General features: G+C 60.0%; 22 protein-coding genes and 1 other RNA gene. 3 read left to right on the forward strand and 20 right to left on the reverse strand.

Annotation, left to right across the window (positions count from 1 at the left end; all coding sequences use genetic code 11):
• Positions 1-18: 18 nt before the first annotated feature.
• Positions 19-537: a cytochrome b gene (locus REA38_RS20865; RefSeq protein WP_101427850.1), complete on the reverse strand. Its 519-nt coding sequence runs from the start codon at positions 535-537 to the stop codon at positions 19-21.
• 52 nt (positions 538-589) lie between these two features.
• Positions 590-2,020 (reverse strand): N-acetylglucosamine-binding protein GbpA, encoded by a 1,431-nt coding sequence (gbpA, locus tag REA38_RS20870; protein ID WP_101427849.1) that lies wholly within the window; start codon positions 2,018-2,020, stop codon positions 590-592.
• 253 nt (positions 2,021-2,273) lie between these two features.
• On the opposite strand from gbpA, the gene gspS reads away from it, so the two are divergent.
• Complete coding sequence (gene gspS, locus REA38_RS20875; protein WP_033647278.1) at positions 2,274-2,636, forward strand: type II secretion system pilot lipoprotein GspS; 363 nt, start codon at positions 2,274-2,276, stop codon at positions 2,634-2,636.
• Here the strand turns inward: gspS and REA38_RS20880 are convergent.
• From REA38_RS20880 to ffs, 16 genes are all read right to left on the reverse strand, one after another.
• Positions 2,633-3,448: a prepilin peptidase gene (locus REA38_RS20880; RefSeq protein WP_308886560.1), complete on the reverse strand. Its 816-nt coding sequence runs from the start codon at positions 3,446-3,448 to the stop codon at positions 2,633-2,635. The genes gspS and REA38_RS20880 overlap by 4 nt on opposite strands.
• A 36-nt stretch (positions 3,449-3,484) precedes the next feature.
• The gene (gene gspM, locus REA38_RS20885) at positions 3,485-3,931 is read right to left on the reverse strand and encodes a type II secretion system protein GspM (RefSeq protein WP_308886561.1); all 447 of its coding nucleotides are present in this window, start codon (positions 3,929-3,931) and stop codon (positions 3,485-3,487) included.
• Positions 3,928-5,058: a type II secretion system protein GspL gene (gspL, locus tag REA38_RS20890; protein ID WP_308886562.1), complete on the reverse strand. Its 1,131-nt coding sequence runs from the start codon at positions 5,056-5,058 to the stop codon at positions 3,928-3,930. Before gspL ends, gspM begins: the two co-directional genes overlap by 4 nt.
• 3 nt (positions 5,059-5,061) lie before the next feature.
• Positions 5,062-5,964: a type II secretion system minor pseudopilin GspK gene (gene gspK / locus REA38_RS20895; RefSeq protein ID WP_308886563.1), complete on the reverse strand. Its 903-nt coding sequence runs from the start codon at positions 5,962-5,964 to the stop codon at positions 5,062-5,064.
• Positions 5,961-6,572: a type II secretion system minor pseudopilin GspJ gene (gene gspJ, locus REA38_RS20900; protein ID WP_033653252.1), complete on the reverse strand. Its 612-nt coding sequence runs from the start codon at positions 6,570-6,572 to the stop codon at positions 5,961-5,963. Before gspJ ends, gspK begins: the two co-directional genes overlap by 4 nt.
• Positions 6,569-6,946 carry a type II secretion system minor pseudopilin GspI gene (gspI, locus tag REA38_RS20905; RefSeq protein WP_223182041.1) on the reverse strand — a complete coding sequence of 126 codons (378 nt, stop codon included), beginning with the start codon at positions 6,944-6,946 and terminating at the stop codon, positions 6,569-6,571. Before gspI ends, gspJ begins: the two co-directional genes overlap by 4 nt.
• Positions 6,930-7,400: a prepilin-type N-terminal cleavage/methylation domain-containing protein gene (locus REA38_RS20910; RefSeq protein WP_049235191.1), complete on the reverse strand. Its 471-nt coding sequence runs from the start codon at positions 7,398-7,400 to the stop codon at positions 6,930-6,932. Before REA38_RS20910 ends, gspI begins: the two co-directional genes overlap by 17 nt.
• Positions 7,397-7,861 (reverse strand): type II secretion system major pseudopilin GspG, encoded by a 465-nt coding sequence (gene gspG, locus REA38_RS20915; protein WP_048321315.1) that lies wholly within the window; start codon positions 7,859-7,861, stop codon positions 7,397-7,399. Before gspG ends, REA38_RS20910 begins: the two co-directional genes overlap by 4 nt.
• Positions 7,862-7,872: 11 nt before the next feature.
• The gene (gene gspF / locus REA38_RS20920; protein WP_049196360.1) at positions 7,873-9,084 is read right to left on the reverse strand and encodes a type II secretion system inner membrane protein GspF; all 1,212 of its coding nucleotides are present in this window, start codon (positions 9,082-9,084) and stop codon (positions 7,873-7,875) included.
• Positions 9,074-10,570, reverse strand: a complete 1,497-nt coding sequence (gene gspE, locus REA38_RS20925; RefSeq protein ID WP_308886564.1) for a type II secretion system ATPase GspE — start codon at positions 10,568-10,570, stop codon at positions 9,074-9,076. The genes gspF and gspE overlap by 11 nt, the downstream gene beginning before the upstream one ends.
• Positions 10,567-12,456, reverse strand: a complete 1,890-nt coding sequence (gene gspD, locus REA38_RS20930; protein WP_308886576.1) for a type II secretion system secretin GspD — start codon at positions 12,454-12,456, stop codon at positions 10,567-10,569. The genes gspE and gspD overlap by 4 nt, the downstream gene beginning before the upstream one ends.
• 126 nt (positions 12,457-12,582) lie before the next feature.
• A complete protein-coding gene (locus tag REA38_RS20935; protein ID WP_033647289.1) occupies positions 12,583-13,086 on the reverse strand; it encodes a type II secretion system protein N in 504 nt (167 codons plus the stop codon).
• Between the two features lie 30 nt (positions 13,087-13,116).
• Positions 13,117-13,602: a CadC family transcriptional regulator gene (locus tag REA38_RS20940; protein ID WP_197846760.1), complete on the reverse strand. Its 486-nt coding sequence runs from the start codon at positions 13,600-13,602 to the stop codon at positions 13,117-13,119.
• A 400-nt stretch (positions 13,603-14,002) separates the two neighbouring features.
• Positions 14,003-14,497 carry a FidL-like protein gene (locus tag REA38_RS20945; protein ID WP_033637327.1) on the reverse strand — a complete coding sequence of 165 codons (495 nt, stop codon included), beginning with the start codon at positions 14,495-14,497 and terminating at the stop codon, positions 14,003-14,005.
• The gene (locus tag REA38_RS20950) at positions 14,482-15,279 is read right to left on the reverse strand and encodes a winged helix-turn-helix domain-containing protein (protein ID WP_308886565.1); all 798 of its coding nucleotides are present in this window, start codon (positions 15,277-15,279) and stop codon (positions 14,482-14,484) included. Before REA38_RS20950 ends, REA38_RS20945 begins: the two co-directional genes overlap by 16 nt.
• Positions 15,280-15,647: 368 nt before the next feature.
• Positions 15,648-15,744: signal recognition particle sRNA small type (ffs, locus tag REA38_RS20955), an RNA gene on the reverse strand.
• Positions 15,745-15,900: 156 nt separating this feature from the next.
• Here ffs and REA38_RS20960 point away from each other — a divergent pair.
• Positions 15,901-16,215 (forward strand): MGMT family protein, encoded by a 315-nt coding sequence (locus REA38_RS20960; RefSeq protein WP_033647296.1) that lies wholly within the window; start codon positions 15,901-15,903, stop codon positions 16,213-16,215.
• 64 nt (positions 16,216-16,279) lie between these two features.
• Here REA38_RS20960 and REA38_RS20965 read toward each other — a convergent pair whose 3' ends face one another.
• Positions 16,280-16,771: a YbaY family lipoprotein gene (locus REA38_RS20965; protein ID WP_016928846.1), complete on the reverse strand. Its 492-nt coding sequence runs from the start codon at positions 16,769-16,771 to the stop codon at positions 16,280-16,282.
• Between the two features lie 231 nt (positions 16,772-17,002).
• On the opposite strand from REA38_RS20965, the gene tesB reads away from it, so the two are divergent.
• Positions 17,003-17,866 carry an acyl-CoA thioesterase II gene (gene tesB / locus REA38_RS20970; protein ID WP_004940320.1) on the forward strand — a complete coding sequence of 288 codons (864 nt, stop codon included), beginning with the start codon at positions 17,003-17,005 and terminating at the stop codon, positions 17,864-17,866.
• 90 nt (positions 17,867-17,956) lie between these two features.
• Here the strand turns inward: tesB and amtB are convergent, their stop codons facing one another.
• Positions 17,957-19,243 (reverse strand): ammonium transporter AmtB, encoded by a 1,287-nt coding sequence (gene amtB, locus REA38_RS20975; RefSeq protein WP_004940322.1) that lies wholly within the window; start codon positions 19,241-19,243, stop codon positions 17,957-17,959.
• Positions 19,244-19,278 lie beyond the last annotated feature (35 nt).

The raw sequence follows: 19,278 nt of genomic DNA on the forward strand, positions 1-19,278 counted from the left end.
CGTGATCGCCCCGTAAAATCAGAGCATGCGGCGCAAAATCGCCTGCCCGGCGAAGCAGTGGTGTTTAATCACCGCCGCTATGTGCAGCACGATCATGGCCGACAGCGCGATGCACGAATAACGGTGCACGGCGAAAAAGAAGCGGTTAACGTCGAGATTTGCTATCGGGCGAGGGAAGTCGATCGCACCGAAAACGGCAAAGCCGTGCTCCAGCATAAGGAATCCACTGAGCAGCACCACGAAAATCAGCAGGTAGAATATTTCGTGCAGCAAATGCACCAATCCCTTCTCGTGCCCTTGCAGCATATCGCCATAGGGCACCTTAGGCCGGAAAAAACGCCAGATAAAGCGCGCCATCATCAGCGGTGTCAGCACCAAGGCCAGCGACATATTGGTCACGGAAAAAAAGGCGAAGATGCGTGCATCCGTCATAAAATGCAGTGAATAACCAACGATCATTACGTAGATCATCACGGCGGCAATGCCCCAATGCAGTAACCGACTGAAAAGATCGTAACGGGCAGGTTCGTGTGACATAAAACTCCTTTAAAAGCGGCCATCGCTGGCCGCTTGGCTATCCGATTTACGCTTACTTTTTCACGACCCAGGCATCCTGCCAGTTGGAACCCACGCCCGGCTCAAAGTGAGTCGCGCCGCTGTTCCACTGCATGCAGTAACCGCTGTAAGGGAAAGGTTTGCACTGATATACCTTGCCGTCTTTCGGTTGCAGCACCGTGGTGCCGGCAGTGTATTTACTCAGCGCGTTCGGGAAGACGAAGTTATAGTCGCCGTTGCCGCCGCCACCGCCGGTGGATTCCGCCTCCAGGTTGAAGTTTTCGATATCTGGTTGAATGCTCTGCCCGTTGTCGTTGCTGGCGATCACTTTCAGCATGTGGTGGCCTTTGCTGACGTTGCTCAGCGCCATAGTCAGCGGCTGGCTGGCGTCTTCCAGCGTCGCTTTCAGGTAGCCTTTTTCCGTCTGGCCGTGGTCGTAAACGCGCGCTTCAACCGTCAGTTTGCCTTTGACCTCGGCATTGAAGGTCAGCTGAGCTTTGCCGTCCTTGATTTTGGTGCTGGACAGGTTGCCGATGCGGATCTCTTCGGTGATAGCCGGCGTTTCTTCCTCATAGGAAATCACCACGCTCTTCATCGTGCTGCCCTGCTTGGCGTAGACCGCGTTGTTGCCAAACACCGGATTGACGTTGCCTTTGCCGTCTTTCACCCCGGCACGCACCGCTTTCTGTTCGGCGTTGATCTTGCTGGCCAGCGCGTGACCCCAGCGGTTTTTGTCGGTCAGCGTCTCACTGTCGATCGCCAGTTCGGTTTTCATCGTCAGCACTTCACCGTCCGCATCGAAGAAGCGGGCGATCACCTTGTCGCCAACCTGCAGGTTTTTACCGGTGAGGGAACCTTGCAGCTGCTTGCGCCATTCCGACACGACGCCGTCGTCTTCGAAGTTAACGTCAACCACCTGATAGAAACTGTTTACCGTGTCATTGATTTCCCACACGCCGTAAATCACCTGATAGCCGGTTCTCTCCGGCACCACGCACTGGTGCACTTCGCGATCTTTTGGCGGCTTGGCATGGCCATCAATCTCGCAGAACGGCTCTTTTTCGAAGGCCTCGCGCGACAGCGGCTTGTTCACATCCCAGTCCTGTTTGGTGATGTAGTAACGCCAGTTATTGGTTTTGTGCTTGGCGGTGTGGTACCAGGTGAACGTCTGTGGCCCCGGCTTCATGGTGTTCAACGCCCAGACGTTGACGCCCTGGCGATCCAACGACTCGAAGCCGTTCACCCCGCCGCTGGCCAGCTGGCCGTCGAGCGGCGTCGCGCCGCCAGGGAAGCCGGAAACCTGCTCGACGCTCTGCGGTTCCCACTGCGCCCGGCCGCAGTCGGTGTTGCTGCCCAGCTTGCACTTGTAGGCGCGGCTCTCGGGCACTTCGATATAACCGTGCGACCAGGCGGCCGAGGAGGCCGCGAGCGTTGCCATCATCAGGGCGATTTTGGATAATTTCATTACGACTCCAGTTAAATTTATTGGATTCCAACTGAGTGAGAAGAAACTCAAAGAGATGCGGCGATACCGCGAGAGGAATAATAAGTAGAAGCCCTGAACGCCCGGCACTTAGAATGCATTAAAATAATAAAACCTAATATCGTCATGATATTAAATGGCATGACAAACGTTTAAAATAATCCGGAAAGCGTGAAATACCGTAGCACCGAGCAAGAAAATAAATACACCGTACCAACACCGCAGAGAAAATAACGTGACATTGAAAAATATTGCCGCAGCGATCGTGGCATCCCTGCTGTTATCCGGCTGCCAGCACGCCGCCAAATCGGCTCCTGACGCCGCCACCCAACGCGACCAGCTGTCGTCGCTGGTCGGCGCCGGTCAATTTCTAAGAGACAGGTGCAACCGCGCCGATATTCCGGCCGGCGATAAGCTCGCGGCGGCGGCGCTGCAGGAAGCGAAGGAAAAAGATTGGACGCCGGCGCTCAATCGCGCCCAACTGCTTGCGGCGGGTAAACACGTCGCCGCGCAGCTGGAGGCCGACGCCACGCCGCTGCAGGAAAAGTGCCGTGAACTCAACCGCTCGCTGGCGCCTTTTTTAGCCCAGCTGCGTTAGCCCCCTATCGGCAGCTCAAGCCACTGACAGGCCACCGCGCCGGCGCCCGCCGTCGCCAGCCCCGGCCCGAAAGGCAGGGGTTGGGCCGCATCGCCGCCGCGCCACGCGCGCAGCAACAGCCACAGCAGGCTGCCGGCGGAGGCGAACAGCAGGATCGACGGCAAAGCGGCATAGCCGCCCCAGGCGCCAAGCGCCGCCAACAGTTTGAAATCGCCGTATCCCAGCCCCTCGCGGCCGGTCGCCAAACGAAATCCCCAATACAATAGCCAGAGCGCCAGATAGCCCGCCATCGCGCCAATGACCGCCGCCGGCAAAAAGGCCGGGTGCGCCAAGCAATGCCACAGTAAGCCGATCCACAGCAGCGACAGCGTCAGGCAATCCGGCAGCAGCTGACATTGGCTGTCGATCGCCGCCAACGCCAGCAACAGCGCAACCAACGCCAGCATGAAAAACCAATCCACCCCGATGCCGAGCCGCCAGGCCAGCGTTATCCCCATCAGCATCAGAAATAATTCCAGCAGTGGATAACGCACGGCAATAGGACGGCGGCAATAACGACAGCGGCCACGCAACAGCAGCCAACTTAATAAAGGAATATTATCGAACGCCGATAATTTTTTTGTGCATGACGGACAGAATGAACGCGGCCAAAAGAGATCGAACCGCTCGGCCTGCGCCGTTTCCATTTCGCGCTCAAGCATAATGGGCAGCCGATAAACGACTACGTTAATAAAACTGCCGACGCACAGACTCAACACGGCGCTAAATAACAGCCAGTGTTCATCTGCCGCCGCGTTTATAGCAAATAGCATGATTTTTTCTGATCCCTGATGATTCTTTCGCGTTGGTTACATCGACGGCTGCGTCGTTACCCGCAGCAGGTTGACCTGCACTACGCCCGGCGCCTGCTCCGCGCGCTCCACGGCGAGCGCCAGCACGCGGATGCCATGCTCACGCTGCAGGGCGGCCAGCCACGACAGCAGGCTTTCAAACGGCACAGGCGGCAGCCCCACCTGCATCTGCGCATCACTTTCCGTCAGGGCGACGATGGGGACGCGGAACGCCTGCGCGCTCTGCCGCAGCAGCTCCGGCAGTTGCTCGCGCGCAGCGGCATCCGGCGGCAAGCGCGCCTGCAGTTGCTGGATGACGCGTGCCTGCCCCTGCAGCGCGGCCAGGCGCTGTGCGCTTTTCTGCGCCTGTGAAAACTGATACAGGCAGTAGCCGCAGGCTGCCAGCAGCAACAGGCTTAACAGCACCGCCCGCCGCAACGCCTTATCGCGCCACCCGATATTCATCGCTCACCTCTCACCGTCAGGATCGCCTGGTTGGACGCACCGCCTTCGCTGAACGCCATGCTGACCTCGCCGTCGTTAACCGGCGCCGGCAGCGGCACGTCGTTTCTGTTCACCGTCACCACCAGACGATCGTCGGTGGCGTCGAAAGCCAGCGCCTGCAGCTGCGGGGGCGCCCATAACGCGAGCGCCCCGGCCGCGTAGGGCAACAACCTGAACAGCTGCGGCGCATTCAGGGCATCCTGCATACGCCGCACCCGCGCTTTCGCCGCCTGCTCGGCAAACGCCGACGCGGCCTGGCCCGGCAGCAGGTGCCGTGAGAGCGCCGCAATCTGGCTCTCGCTCTGCCGGGCCATCTGTTGGTGATGCAAACCGCCCACCAGCAGCGAACCGCTGAGCAACAGCAGCGCGCAGGCGGTCTTGTCGGGCAGGCGGCGCGGCCAGCGTACGCTCGGTTTGAAACGTCCCTGCAGCAGCGTGAATGTACTGTTCCAGGCCTCTTCCGCCAGTCGCCAGAGCGGATCCTCGTCAATGCGCGCCGCTTCCCAGCCCGCCGGAACCTCCCCGCCGCGGTGCAGACACCAGTCCGGCGTCGGCAGTGAAGCGCAGCCCAGCCAGGCGTCGGGCAGCTGCATTCCCTGCCCGCTTCCCGTTCGGATCAACCAGTGGTTGCGCCAATGCAGCGCGCTGCATTGGCCGGGCAGCGGCAATGCCAGCACGTCGGGCAGCATTTTATCGGCGCGAATGCCTCTGGCGCTCAGGCGCTCGACCCATTCCTGCATCTGCGTCAGCGCGACGCCGGCGAGGGTGAAATCGCGCTGCGCCTTGTCCAGCACCGCCCAGTGCATCTGCTCGGCATCGGCCAATAACCCGGCCTCATGGGCGTAGGCCAGCGCCAGCGGCGTCGCCTGCCGGGCCTTGCCCTGGAATGTCGTTTTCCTCAGCGCCACATGACGGGCAGGCACCAACACCACGACGCGGCTGCCCTGCGCCATGGCCGCCAACTCGCCGCCGCCTTCGGTCAGATCGAGGTGGGCGCCAAAGCGGCAACTCGTCTCGCCGACGCGGCCCCAGCGCACATCGGCCATCAAGTCCTCGCTCAGCGCGATAAGCAGGATTGTATTCGCCACCCTTTACCCCTCCCCTCTGTCGAACAGGCGTCCGCTGACCGTGACGCCTGACTGGCCCGGTTGCAACGCGCTGACGAGCCGATAGCGCCCGTCGTTCAGCGTCAGCTGCAGCTGCGCAATCCAGCGGCTATCGTCGAACGTCAATCGCTCGCCGAGATCGTCGTCACCCAAGTCTTGCAGCGCTTTTTCCTGCGACAAAAACGCCAGCGTCTGCCAGCCCTGCGGCGGACGGGCCGCCAGCAGCGCCCGCAGCCGTTCATCGCTCAGGGCGTTCATCAGCATCGCCCGCAGCAGCGGTAATTGCGCCTCGCTCACGGCATCCGGGTTGATGCGCAGTTCGGCATCCGGCGCCGCACAAAGCTGCGGTGCCAGGCGCAGGTAAAGCTCACGATCGATGCCGGCCAGCTCCCGCAGTTCGCTGACATTCCCCATCAGATACCCCTCGTCATCGCCCCTGGCGACGATGGCCTCGGCAATCGCGGCCGCCTGCGCGTCGGCGATCCCCAGGTTGTTCAGTAACAGCATGAATATCCGCCTCTCCTTATTGGGGGGAACCCCCTCGCTATCCCCGGCCTCCGTTGGGCCGGCGGCGCGGATCAGGGCGTTTAGGTTGAAACAGGCATCGACGCGGCGCAGGCGTATCGCCACCTCCCCCTCTTCGGTACGCATACTGAACGCCGCTCCTGATGCTCCCCAGGCCTTGCGCTTCTCTCCCGCCTGCCGCAATCGCTGTTGGGCGTAGATCTCCCCGCCCAGCAGCAGCCATTTGGCCTTCAGCCGATCCTGTTGAGACTGGGTGCGCGCCAGCGAACGCTGCCAGTTGTCGTTGATATTGATCGCCACGATCGCCATCAGCGACATCAGCAGCAGCACCATCAACAGCGCCATACCGCGTTGTTTTTTCATGATGGCCTCGCGGCGGGCACCGTGACGATGCGGCGCACCTCCCCCAGCGCGGGGGTTTCGACGACGATCTCCACCGCCTGCGGCAGCAGCCCGCCGGCGCGCCAGGCCGTCAACCATTCGCCCTGCAGGTAAAAACGCAGGCGGAACCGCGTCACCTCCGGCAGCAGCAGCACGCTGCGCGCCGCCGCCTGCGGGCTGTCCAAACTCGGATAGCTGAGACGCTCGAGCCGCCCCTGCCGGTAGCGATACACCACCCGCTCCAGCGTGGCGCGCGGCAGCCGAGCGTGTGGATTCGGCCAGCCGTTTCGGATCAGCAGCAGCTGTATATCCGCGTCCTCGCCCACCGTCTGCCGCACCGCGAACTCCGGCACCGCCGGCAAGCGCTTATCGCCAATCGGCGCCCGCGCCTGCGCATGAGTGAAATCGCGTTCGACGATCGCCAGCGCCCGTTGCAGCTGGGTCAGCTGCGTCGATTTGCGCCGGGTGATTTCATCGCTTTTCAGCACGCCCCTAAAGACCGCCAGCGCGGTGAGCGACAGCATGGCGAACAGGGCGATGGCCAGCAGCATTTCCACCAGCGTAAAACCGCATTGCGAACCGCGTTTCATGGCAGTGCCCTGTAGGCCAGCATCTCCACCAGCGCGTTGCGATCCTGCGGATCGCGCCGGACTTCAATCGCGATCGCCCGCATTCCGGCGTCGCTGGTCTCCTGCCCGCGATAGCGCCAGTGCCAGGTTTCACCGGCCATCGCCGCAGTGCCCGAATGCCAGGCCAGCGTCGGCGGATGCGGGTCGAGCTGCAGCAGCGTCAACTGGTTGTCCGCCACCCACAGCGCAACGGTCTTGGCTTCGATCGCGCTCAGGCTGCGCACCTGGCCGCCGGTGCTGTTGATCAGCGCCAGGCAGCCGATGGCGAAGATCATCAAGGCCACCATTACCTCCAGCAGCGTCATACCCCGCTGGCGTTTAATTTTCCGCGTCATCGCAACGAATATCCGTCGTTTCAAATACGAAGTAACCGGGTGCCTGCAATCGCCACTGGCACTTGCCCTGCGACAGCGCCACGCTGAACGCCGTGGTTTCGCCCCCCGGATACAGCCACACCTGCGGCATCTGCGCCGCCGCGTCGTCAAGCGTGACGGCTTGCCCCTCAACGCTCAGCCGCAGCGCGATGCCCTCCGGCAAAACGTATTCATCCCGCCCCTCTTCGGCGACGACGCTGCGCCAACCGCCGCTGGAGAACGCCACGCCATAACTAACCCCTTCACGTTCGGCCCGCTCGGCGAGGGCATACAGCCAATGGTTCAGCCGCTCCCCCTGCCGCGCCAGCGGCTTCTCATCCGCAGGAAAACTCAGCATCACCAGGCCGCTGGTCACTCCCAGCAACAGCAATACCAGCATGATCTCCAGCAGCGTAAAGCCGCGTATGCGCCTCATGGCGCGTCGGCGTCGGCCACCCAGTTGCCGATGTCGTCATCGGTGTCGGCAACGCCGTCCTGGCCCAGAGAAAACACGTCCAGCTTGCCGTGGCGCCCCGGGTTGCGCAGACGGTACTCCTGCCCCCAGGGATCTTGCGGCAACCGGCGAATATAGCCGTCTTCGGGATAATTCCTCGGGATCGGCGCCAGCACCGGCCGGGTCACCAGCGCCGCCAGCCCCTGCTCCGCGCTGGGATAACGCCCGTTATCCAGCTTGTACATATCCAGCGCGTTCTCCAGCGCCACGATATCGCTGGCGGCCTTTTGCCGATCGGCCTTCTCCTTGTTTCCCATCAGGCTTGGAATGGTCAGGCTGGCCAACAGCCCCAGAATGACGATCACCACCATGATTTCCAGCAGCGTAAACCCTCGCTGCCGAGACCTGCTTGTCTTGCTGATATAACTCACTTTACTCTCCATTAATGGCATGATTAGCCGACCATATTATTGAGCTGCAATATCGGCTGTAGGATGGCCAAAATGATGAACAGCACCGAACCGGCCATCGCGATCACCAATAAAGGCTCGAACAACCCCAGCGCCAGCGTGATTTGCCGGCTGAAGGCCTCCTGCTGCATAGCCGCCGCCCGCTCGAGCATCATGTCCAGCTCACCGCTGCGCTCGCCGGACATGATCATGTGCCGCATCATCGGCGAGAACAGCGCGGTACCCTCGAGCGACGGCGATAACCCTTCGCCCTCCCGCACCCGCTCCATCGCCGCCAGTAGCCGTTCGCGGGCGGCGTCGTTGCCCAACACGCCGGCGCTGATGCGCATCGCCTCCAGCAACGGCACCGCGCTGGCGTTCAAAATGCTCAGCGTTTTGGCGTAGCGCGCCGTATTCACCGCCAGCGCCAGCTTGCCGACCACCGGCAACCGCAGGATGAACGCATGCCAGCGCACGCGCCGCGCCGGATCCCGCAGGCGATAGCGGAAAGCGCCGAGACTCGCCAGCGCCAACATCAGTGCCAACGCCCCCCATTGGCGCAGCCCGTCGCTGGCGCCGAGCAGCATCCGGGTCGACAGCGGCAAGGTCTGCTTCATATGCACAAACTGTTCGATCACCTTCGGCACCACCGCCGTCAACAGGATCGCCACCACGCCGATCGCCACCGCCGTCAGCACCATTGGGTACACCAGCGCCTGCACGATCTTGTTCTTCATTTGCTGGCGCTGTTCGACGTAGTCGGCCAGCCGCTCCAGCACCGGCGCCAGATGACCGGAAATCTCACCGGCCGCCACCATGGCGCAGTAGAGACGGTCAAAAATTCGCGGATGCTGCCCTAGAGCCTGCGCCAGCGGGAAGCCCTCCAGAATGCGCTGCCGCACCTGAGCCAACGCCGCCTGCAGGCCTTTTTTCTCCGTTTGCCGCGCCACCGCCATCAACGCTTCCTCGAGCGGCAGCGCAGCGGAGAGCAGCGTCGCCAGCTGCCGGGTCAACAGCGCCACATCGCCGCTGCTCACGCCGCTCATCCAGCGGCCAGCCAACATGCCGGCGAAAACGGGCCGCCCGCGCGCTTGCACCGCCAGCACCTGCCACCCCTTTTCACGCAGGCGATCGCGGGCGTGGCGCAGAGAATCCGCCTCCAACACGCCACGCTGGGCGCGCCCCTCACGATCGCAGGCGCGATAATCAAACTTCATCGCCGTCCCCTTCGCGCGTCACCCGCAGCACTTCCTCCAGGCTGGTCTCCCCGGCGCGCATTTTGGCGATCCCATCCTGGCGCAGCGGCAGGTAGCGTTCGGCGGCCAGTTTCGCGATGTCCAGCTCGCCGTCACCGCGATGGATCGCCATGCGCATCGGTTCATCCAGCACCAACAGTTCGTGCAAGCCGATTCGACCGTGATATCCCTGCCCGCCGCAGGCCTCGCACCCCAACGGGCGCCAGCAGGTCACCGCCTGCGTCGGTGGCAGCCCCAGCTGGCGCCGCTGCGCGTCAGACAGCGCATAGGGCTCGCGGCACTGCGGGCACAGCCGACGCACCAGGCGCTGCGCCAACACGCCGCTGAGCGAACTCGAAAGCAGAAACGGTTCGACCCCCATGTCCCGCAGCCGGGTCACGGCGCCGATCGCCGTGTTGGTATGCAGGGTCGACAGCACCAAATGCCCGGTCAATGAGGCCTGCACCGCGATCTGCGCCGTTTCGCCGTCGCGGATCTCGCCGATCAGCACCACGTCGGGATCCTGACGCAGCAGCGCGCGCAGGCCGCGTGCGAAGGTCATGTCCACCTTGGGATTCACCTGCGTCTGCGCGATGCCGGCCAACTCATACTCGACGGGATCTTCGATCGTCATGATGTTGCGCTGTTCATCGTTGATCTGGCTCAGCAGGGTATAGAGCGTGGTGCTCTTGCCGGAGCCGGTCGGCCCGGTGACCAAAATGATGCCGTGCGGCTGGCGGATCAGGCGCAGCAACGCCTGCTGGTGCGCCGGCGCCATACCCAGGCTGGGCAGTTCGAGCCGCACGCCCTGTTTGTCCAACAGGCGCATGACCACGCGCTCGCCGTGGCTGGCCGGCATCACCGACACCCGTACGTCGATCGCCCGCCCGCCGACCTTCAGCGCCATGCGCCCGTCCTGCGGCACGCGCTTCTCGGCGATATCCAGCTTCGACATCACCTTGATGCGCGACACCAGCAGCGCCGCCAGCTTGCGCTGCGGTGCCAGAATCCGCCGCAGCGCGCCGTCGATGCGAAAGCGGATCACCAGCTCGCTCTCGTAGGTTTCGATGTGGATATCGGAGGCGCGCTCTTTGATCGCCTCGCTCAGTAAAGCGTTGATCAGGCGGATAATCGGCGCATCGTCCTGTTCGTCCAACAGGTCTTGCTGCTGCGGCAGCTCTTCGGCCAGCGCGTAAAAATCCAGTTCGCCGCCCAGATCGTCGATCATTCTCTGCGCCTGGCCGCTCTCCTGCTGGTAGTGCGCCACCAGCCGTTGATCAAAAGCCTCCACCTCCAGCTGGGCCAGCGCCGGCACGCCGGGCAGGCAGCGGTAGGCCTCCATCAACCCGGCGTGGCTCGTTTCAGGATGGCAATACATTTGGATGCCGCTCTGCCCATCGACGGCCAGCACGCCATGCTGGCGCGCCCAGGCGAAAGGCAGCAGCGGCCCCGCGGAACGGCGCTTCACGGGCGGGCTCCCCGCGGATAAAACGCGTCGATACTGGCAACGGTGGCGAGAAACGCCCGATTGTCGAGCGCCTTCTTATCGCCGGCGATCTCGCCGCGCAGCGCGTCATTCAGCTCATGATCGTCCTGCTGCTCGGCGTCGAACTTGCCTAACTTGCGTTGGCTCTGCCGGGCATACCCCTCGGTGCTGCGAATGATGGTCGGGCGGATAAACAGCATCAAATTGCGCTTGCTCGCTTTGGTGGCGGTCGAGCGAAACAGCGCCCCCACCAGCGGGATCTTGCCGAGGATCGGCACGCTGCTCTCCAGCTCCGAGTTGGACTTGTCCAACAGGCCGCCCACCACCACGGTTTCGCCGCTGTCCACCAGCACCGTGTTGTTGACCGTGCGGATATTGAAGGTCGCCCCCAGCGAATCCGGCGTGGCGCCGGCGCTGTCGGCAACGCTGGAGACCTCCTGTTCGATCTGCAGCAGCACGGACTGGCCCTGGTTAATCTGCGGTTTGACCTTGAGTTTGATCCCCACCGTCTTGCGCGACACAGTGTTGAAGACGTTATCGCTGTTGGTGGTTTGCGAACCGGTCAGGATCGGCACATCCTGCCCGACGCTGAACTCCGCCTCGGCGTTATCCAGCGTGACGATGCTCGGCGTGGCCAGGATATTGTTTTGGTTGTTGCTGGCGATGGCGGACAGCAATACGCCCCAGTTACCGCTGTAGAAACCGGTCATCAGGCCGTTGGCCTTGCCGAACACGTCGCTCATGCCATTTTCGAACCCCGCCGACACCCCGGGCGCCGAGCCGGCGAACTGCGTGCCGCCGCCGTATTTGTTGGCCCACTGCACGCCGATGTTCAGCCCCTGCCCATCCTGCACTTCGACGATCACCGCTTCGACCAGCACCTGCGCGCGGCGCACGTCGAGCTTGGCGACCACCGCCTCCAGATCGCGCATCACGTCCGGCGCGGCGGTGATGATCAGCGCATTGGTCTGCTCATCGGCCTTGATCACCACGTTTTTCAGCAGCGCCACGTTGGCGGCGGCGCTCTCTTTCTCGTTTTGCAGGCCCGCACTCACGCCGGTCAATACCTCGACCAGGCTCTGCGCCTTGGCGTATTTGAGCGGAATAACCTGGGTATTGCCCTGGGTGACGCTCTTGTTATCCAGCTGATCAATCAGTTCTTTGGCGTGTTCGCGGGCCCGATCGTCCCCGGCGATCATCACGCTGTTGGTTCGCTCATCCGCCACCAGCCGCAGCGAGCTCGCGCCGGCCGTACGCCGCTTGCCCTCTTCGCGAAACAGTTCATTCACCATGCGCGCGATCTCCGGCGCCGCCGCATGCTTCAGCGCGAGGGTCTCGACCCGATTGCCGTCGTCCTGATCCATCTCCCTGACCAGCTCGAGCAGGCCGTTGACCACGCTGGCCCGCCCGGTGATCAACAGCGCGTTGCCCTGCTCGTAATGCGCCACGCTGCCCACGCCGATGCTGTCGTTAAGCTGGCGCAATATCGGCGAAACGTCCTTGGCCGCGATATTGCGCAGCGGCACCACGCGCATCACCACCTCATCCCCTTCGGCGATCGCCTCTGCGCCGTTTTGCGCCAGCGCGGCTCTTTTCCCCTCTTTGGCGGCGATCACCTTCAGGACGTTGTTGGGCATGCCGATGACCGTATAGCCATAGACGTCCAGCACGTTGAGAAAGAACTGGTAATACTGTTTCTCGTCGAGCTGTTCGTAGCTGCGCACCGTGACCTTACCTTTCACCGCCGGATCGATAATGATGGTTTTGCCCAGGTTTTTACTGACCGTATTGATAAATTCCTGAATGTCCGTGCCTTTGAAATTGGCAGAGAATTGCTCCGCGCGCGCCGCGCCGCCCAGCGCGATCATGACGGCCGCCGCCGCTAATGCGCGCCATAAGCCGGCGCTCCAGCCTGGGCCGGAACGATAAATGAAATGCGTAATCACAATGTCGCCTTATGCTATGAAACACCCCGCGCCGAAACGGCGCGCCGGCTACTCTTTAAACGTCAGCGTGGCGTAATAGCCGTTTTCATCGAGCAGTATTTTATTTTTCACTATCCGCACGATAACGGCATTGCTGCCGGCCAGACGGTCGCCAACGCCATAACCGGTTTGCTTGCCGCCATGCTCGACGATGACCAGGCTTTTTTTGGCGTTGTCGCTGAACAGCAGGCCGGCTATCTTGCCGAGCGCTGCGGCTTCCGGCGCGTTAGCCAGCAGCTCGGCACCGATCGCCCATTCGCCGACTTTATACCCGTGCGCCTTTTCGCCGTTTTTCGCCGCTTGATAGCGGCCAAACCAGTGCGCGTCATGAATTTTTCCGATGTCATCTTCCTGAGGAAAGACACTATGACGCACCGGCCCGCGCGCGTTTTCACGGCTCGGCTCAACGGGCGCGCCATCCCCGGCCACCATTCGCCATCCCAGCTGGAGCATGAATGCCAGATTTATCAGGCAGAAAAGTAGAATAAGAAGGTCTGTCAACCGCTTGCTCACGTGCCCCCCGGTTATTCAACGGTGTCAACGCTAAGCGGAAATACCGACCACCATCGCGACAGAAAACAGCAGCGTGATGATCAGGGCCACTTTATAATTCACGGCGTCCAACCACGTTCGCCGGCGCTTATTAGCCAATGGCGACGGGCATTCCCCCTGCAAATTAACGGCCGCGCGCTCGCAGGCCTGAAAACTCAGCATCACGCCAAATCGGGGAATGGTCTTGATCACCTCGCCGGGAATACCGTGGCGTGAGAGCAAAGAACGGCATTGGAATATCATCTGATAATAATTGTTGTCGCTGATGGTCTCATGATTGCAAAACCAGACCGCGCGAATAATGTCGTTCTTCTTATAAATACCGCTCAACAGGCACAGCATGAAGCGCCGCTGTAATTCGGTCATTTCAATGAGCACATTCTCTTTTTTAAACAACAGCGTTTTTTCATTGTTGTTTAATATCACCAACTCATTTTCCAACAGAGTCTCGTTCAGGGCAATGTTATGTATGTCCATCTCTCGCCTATCAGTTTAATGAAGTCCAAAGGCTCTTGTGCCATCACCTTTGCACGCATGCGGCGAGATGCATTTTCAATGAAAATTAATAGTTCGCCGTTTCAAGAGCGGCCTCAATTAATCATGCGAAAAACATTCATGCAACTTATTTCTTTAAAATAAACAATATAAAATTAATATGGCTATACCGCATCGCCTTAGATTCATTAAATCATTTAAAAACATGATGATAGCCGTTTTTATAAAATAGCTAAATCACCATTAAATTTGATTAACAATGAAAAAATAGGCATTCACGCATAATAACCCATGTTATTAGCTGTGTGCGGAAAAGGCAGGACCCGAGGATATAAAAGGTAACCAGAATACACCTTAACCCCATATAAAAATAACATGCAGATCAGGATTCAATATTGCATAAAAACATCGGCGAGTAGGCATCGCTAAACATCAACGTATTCTTATCCACGCTGCGAATATGATAAAACGTCGATTCAGTGCTGAAAAAGTAAGTATACACCTCGTCCGGCAAGGTATCACGCGGCGAATAATTCACCTCGCCATAGTGGAAGCGATAAAAACTGCCTTGCGAGACGTAGCTGAAGTTAACCCGTCGGTTGACGAAATACTTCTCTTCGCCATCGTTGGCCAGGCCCGACAGCATCATCACGCCCTTATCGCCGGACAAAAAGATGTAGTTTATTTTTAGCGACAGCTGGATATCATCGTGCGCCGCCTGCGCGTCCAGCGAATTGAAATAATTAAACGTGGCGTTCGCTTCGCAGGACAAATCGCCGAAGCCATGATGGCTGCGCACCAGGGAATACACCACGCTGCCGGTCAACACACACAGGCCGACCAGCGTGGCTGACAAGATATTTAACTTTTTTTCCATGCCCGGATGTACTCGCTCTCACAATTATGCAAAACGGCCGCACTGTCCTTCGTGCATTTGGCGATAAACTGGCGTCCGCTGTCTTCACTGGCATTATGAGAACGGTTAACCTTAGTGATGATAATCTCACCGGGGCGGCAACGCTGGCCATAAAGATCCTTACGGCTCAAGAACTGCAAATAGTCGTCCTGATGATTCTCCAAAAAATGGCCGGCATAGTAGATCGGGCAGCCGTTCACCGTACCGACGTAAGACAATACCTGCTTCTTTTCACTGTCGCGATGATGTTTGTAATAGATGAAGCACAGCGCCAGAAAAGATAATGGCACGACGATCGATAAGCTGCGCAGCAGAATAAAAAAATAATGGTGGGTATTTTTTGACGCCGCGGAGGATGTGGGCGATGTAGCGGGAACGTCCGCGGCGTGGGGAGGCTCAGGCAAATCAATCCGCAGCCGCTCTATCGATATTATTCTATTGAGTCTATACCCCTTTTTAGAGAGGGTAACGATCAGGCACTCGTTGAAACCGACAGACGTTAAGGCCCGCCGCGTCAGGCTGATATATTGATTTAACGTCGCGGAAGAAGCGCTCAAGCCGTGATCGCTCCAAACCTGTTGCAACAGCGTTTCCCGGCTTACCGCCTCGTGGCCATGCTCGAGCAAGCATTTGAATACTCTCGAATTGACGCTGGATAAGAAAACTTCCCGTCCCTTCTTTATACTCTTCAATGAACCGTTTTCAGTGTTAAATGTAATATCTTTATCAATGATATAAATCATGTTCAGCCTGACAGCGCACACGGGTTATTATTTAAACTTATTCAGCCAGTTCGTCGACCGCCGCGAAGCGCGGATAGTTTTTTCGCAACGAGAATAAACCATACTAACGCCATCCCAACAGGCGTGCAACTTTAAGAATTTTCCCTATCCCTGCGTCATTATTTGTCCCACAAATAACGATATAAACGCTATTTTTTCACCGTCATCGGATCTGTTGGCAACAATACATTTGGTCACGGGAGGAGAAGGGCAAAAACGGCGCAGAGGAAAAGATTCACGCTCGCGGCGTACGAAATGACGCTTGCGCAGCTTGTCGACATGAGGAATAACGGGGATAAGCGTTTTGCGGGCCGCAAAATGGGTGGGGACCCTGCCAGCTACATCCCGGCACACACGTCACCTGCTGCGGCTGCTTCCTTCCGGACCTGACCGAGTTCACAAGTTAGTGTTGCGGGAGAACCAACAGGGCCCCCATTGACGGCTTCTGTACTCCGAAGCGGTGGGCATTATCGGCGATGCCCCATCAAATAGCAAGCCAACCGGGGTTAACCGCTGTTTTCTTACCCACCTGCGCTGTGGCACACTCTTCGCCTGGGTTTTGAGTCACGCAGGAACAGCAATATGCAACCAGAAGACGCCTCTTTCAGCCAGCGGGTTTTCCATATCGTGGCCGCCATCCCGTTCGGCAAAGTCACCACCTACGGCGAAGTCGCCCGGCTGGCCGGCTCGCCGCGCGCCGCGCGTCAGGTCGGGGGCGTGCTGCGGCGTTTGCCGGAAGGCAGCACGCTGCCCTGGCACCGGGTGATCAACCGGCACGGACAGATCTCGCAGCAGGGGGAGGATTTTCAACGGCAACGGCAGGCATTGCTGGCGGAGGGGATTATTTTCGGCCCGCACAGCACGGTCGATTTCGATCGCTACGGCTGGCGCTGGTAAAACAAAACAGCCTTTGGCCGAAGCGCAAAGGCTGCTGATTTCATCTTGCTGTACCGCAGTAAGCTTACTGCATGGCGGTTGGCGCAGCCTGAATCGGCACACCCTGAACCGGAACCAGCAGCAGATCGGCACGGGTGCCGTTGCGGTTAACCACTTCCTGGATGGTGTCGGTAATAAACATCAGTCGCCCGTTGACCGTCACCGCCGCGCTCAGAATGATACGCGCATTCGGTTGGATGTCGGACGGGTTGTACGGCAGCGTAAAGCTGAATGGCGCCTGCTGCCCTTCAGTACGTACCGCGCGCTGTGCAATCACTTTGGACGGCGCATCCGCCAGCGAGGCATCAGAGAGGGTGACCGTCAGTACGGCGTCCGGCGGCAGCGCAATGCGCTGACGTATATTAACCGAACCTGTCACCGCCGGGCCCTGAATCTGCGTTTGCGCAGCCGCCGGGTTACCGGCCGCCTGGGTAGGCACATCAGCACTCTTTTGCGCGCATCCCGCCAGCGTGATCGTCAGTGCCGCGGCACCGCCTACGATTTGCCAGAGTTTCATGGATCGGTCTCCTTTTTTATTATCAACATGTTGGTGGCTTTCACCACCTCACCTATTAAACCTAGCACAAAACACTGATAAATCCACTTTACCCCGCCTATTAATCACTTAAACAACCCAAGGCGTCCACGATTAAGAGCATTCTCATCGGCCCTTTAACGCAAAATGTTGACGCCGCGCCGTGATATTCCGCACACTGCGCAAAATGATTATTAGAAAGGTAATAACTTTATGAGCCAGGCATTGCAAAACCTCCTCGATCTGCTGGATCTGGAGAAAATCGAAGAAGGGCTGTTCCGCGGCCAGAGTGAAGATCTGGGGCTGCGCCAGGTGTTCGGCGGGCAGGTGGTCGGCCAGGCGCTGTACGCCGCCAAACAGACGGTGCCGGACGAACGCAGCGTGCATTCGTTCCACAGCTACTTCCTGCGCCCGGGCGACAGCAGCAAGCCCATCGTTTACGACGTGGAAACCCTGCGCGACGGCAACAGTTTCAGCGCGCGCCGCGTCAGCGCCATCCAGCACGGCAAACCTATCTTCTATATGACCGCTTCCTTCCAGAGCCCGGAAGCGGGTTTCGAGCATCAGAACCTGATGCCGGACGTGCCGCCGCCGGAAGGGCTACTGTCCGAGTCAGAGATCGCCCAGAAACTGGCGCATATGCTGCCGGAAAAAGTGCGCGAAAAATTTATCGGCCAGAAGCCGATCGAAATGCGCCCGGTGAAATTCCACAACCCGCTGAAAGGCAGCGTGGAAGAACCGCATCGCTACGTGTGGTTCCGCGCCAACGGCAGCATGCCGGACGATCAACGCATCCACCAATATCTGCTGGGCTACGCGTCGGACTTTAACTTCCTGCCGACGGCGCTGCAGCCGCACGGCGTCGGCTTCCTCGAGCCGGGCATGCAGGTGGCCACCATTGACCACTCGATGTGGTTCCACCGTCCGTTCCGCATGGATGACTGGCTGCTGTACGCGGTGGAGAGCTCCTCCGCCTCCGGCGCACGGGGCTTTGTGCGCGGCCAGATCTACACCCGCGACGGCGTACTGGTCGCCACCACCGTGCAGGAAGGGGTGATTCGCCAGCGCGACGCCTGATCCGCAATATAAAGAAAGGGGCGATGTTTCCATCGCCCCTTTTGGCTTCATCATTATTTTAGTCTTTAGCGCACTGCCCTGCTTCGAGTCTTATTGGTTGTAGGCGCTCTCGCCGTGGCTGTTGACATCCAGCCCTTCGCGTTCCTGCTCTTCCGGCACTCTCAGCCCCACCATGGCGCCCGCGATCTTGAAGGCGATAAAGGCGGCGACGCTCGACCACACCAGCGTGATCAGCACGCTCACCAGCTGGATCCAGACCTGGTGGCCCATCGTCACGCCTTCGGCGTAGCCGGTGCCGCCCAGTGAAGAGGCGGTGAACACGCCGGTCAGCAGGCAGCCGACGATGCCGCACACCCCGTGCACGCCGAATACGTCGCAGGTGTCGTCCACTTTCAGCCATTTTTTCAGCGTTACGACGCCCCACAGACCGGCGACGCCGCCCACCAGGCCGATGATCAACGCCCCGCCCACGCCCACGGTGCCCGCCGCCGGCGTCACCGCAACCAACCCGGCGATCATGCCGGAGCAGGCGCCCAGCAGCGAAGGCTTGCCACGCAGCACCCATTCGGCGAAGGTCCAGGAGAGAATGGCGCCCGCGGTGGCAACCACGGTGTTGAGGAATGCCAGGGCCGCAATGCCGTTGGCCGCGCTGGCGGAGCCGGCGTTAAAGCCGAACCAACCGATATACAGGATCGACGCCCCGGTAAACACCATCGGCAGGTTGTGCGGTTTGAAGGCCTCTTTACCGAAGCCGGCGCGCTTGCCGATCAGGTAGGCGCCGATCAACCCGGCGCTGGCGGCGTTGATGTGCACCACGGTGCCGCCGGCGAAGTCCAATGCGCCGTCGGCGGCCAGGTAGCCGCCGCCCCACACCATGTGCGCGATCGGCAGGTAAGACAACGTGAACCACAGGATCGCGAAGATCAGCACCGCCGAGAAGCGAATGCGTTCGGCGAAGCCGCCCACCACCAGCGCCACGGTGATACAGGCGAAGGAGGCCTGGAAGGCGACGTGGATCATCTGGCTGATGCTGCCGGTGACGCTGTCGATACCGATGCCTTTCAGCATCGCCGTTTCGAACCCGCCGAACACCGCATTGCCTTCGCTGAACGCCAAGCTGTAGCCATACAGCACCCACAGCACGCAAACCAGCGCGAAGGTGACGGTGACCTGCGTCAGCATCGACAGCACGTTTTTGCCGCGCAGCAGGCCGCCGTAAAACAGCGCGATGCCGGGCAGCGTCATGAACAGCACCAACGCGGTGCAGATCATCATAAAGGCGTTGTCGGCCTTATCAGCGACCGCCGGAGCGGCCAGGGCCAAAGAAGGAACCAGGGTTACCGAACTCAGGCCCAACATGGATAACAGTCTTTTCATTATCAATCATCCCCATCACTTAACTGAGTTCGCGG

Source organism: Serratia sp. MF1(2023), from assembly GCF_030954545.1.
Lineage (GTDB): Bacteria > Pseudomonadota > Gammaproteobacteria > Enterobacterales > Enterobacteriaceae > Serratia > Serratia sarumanii.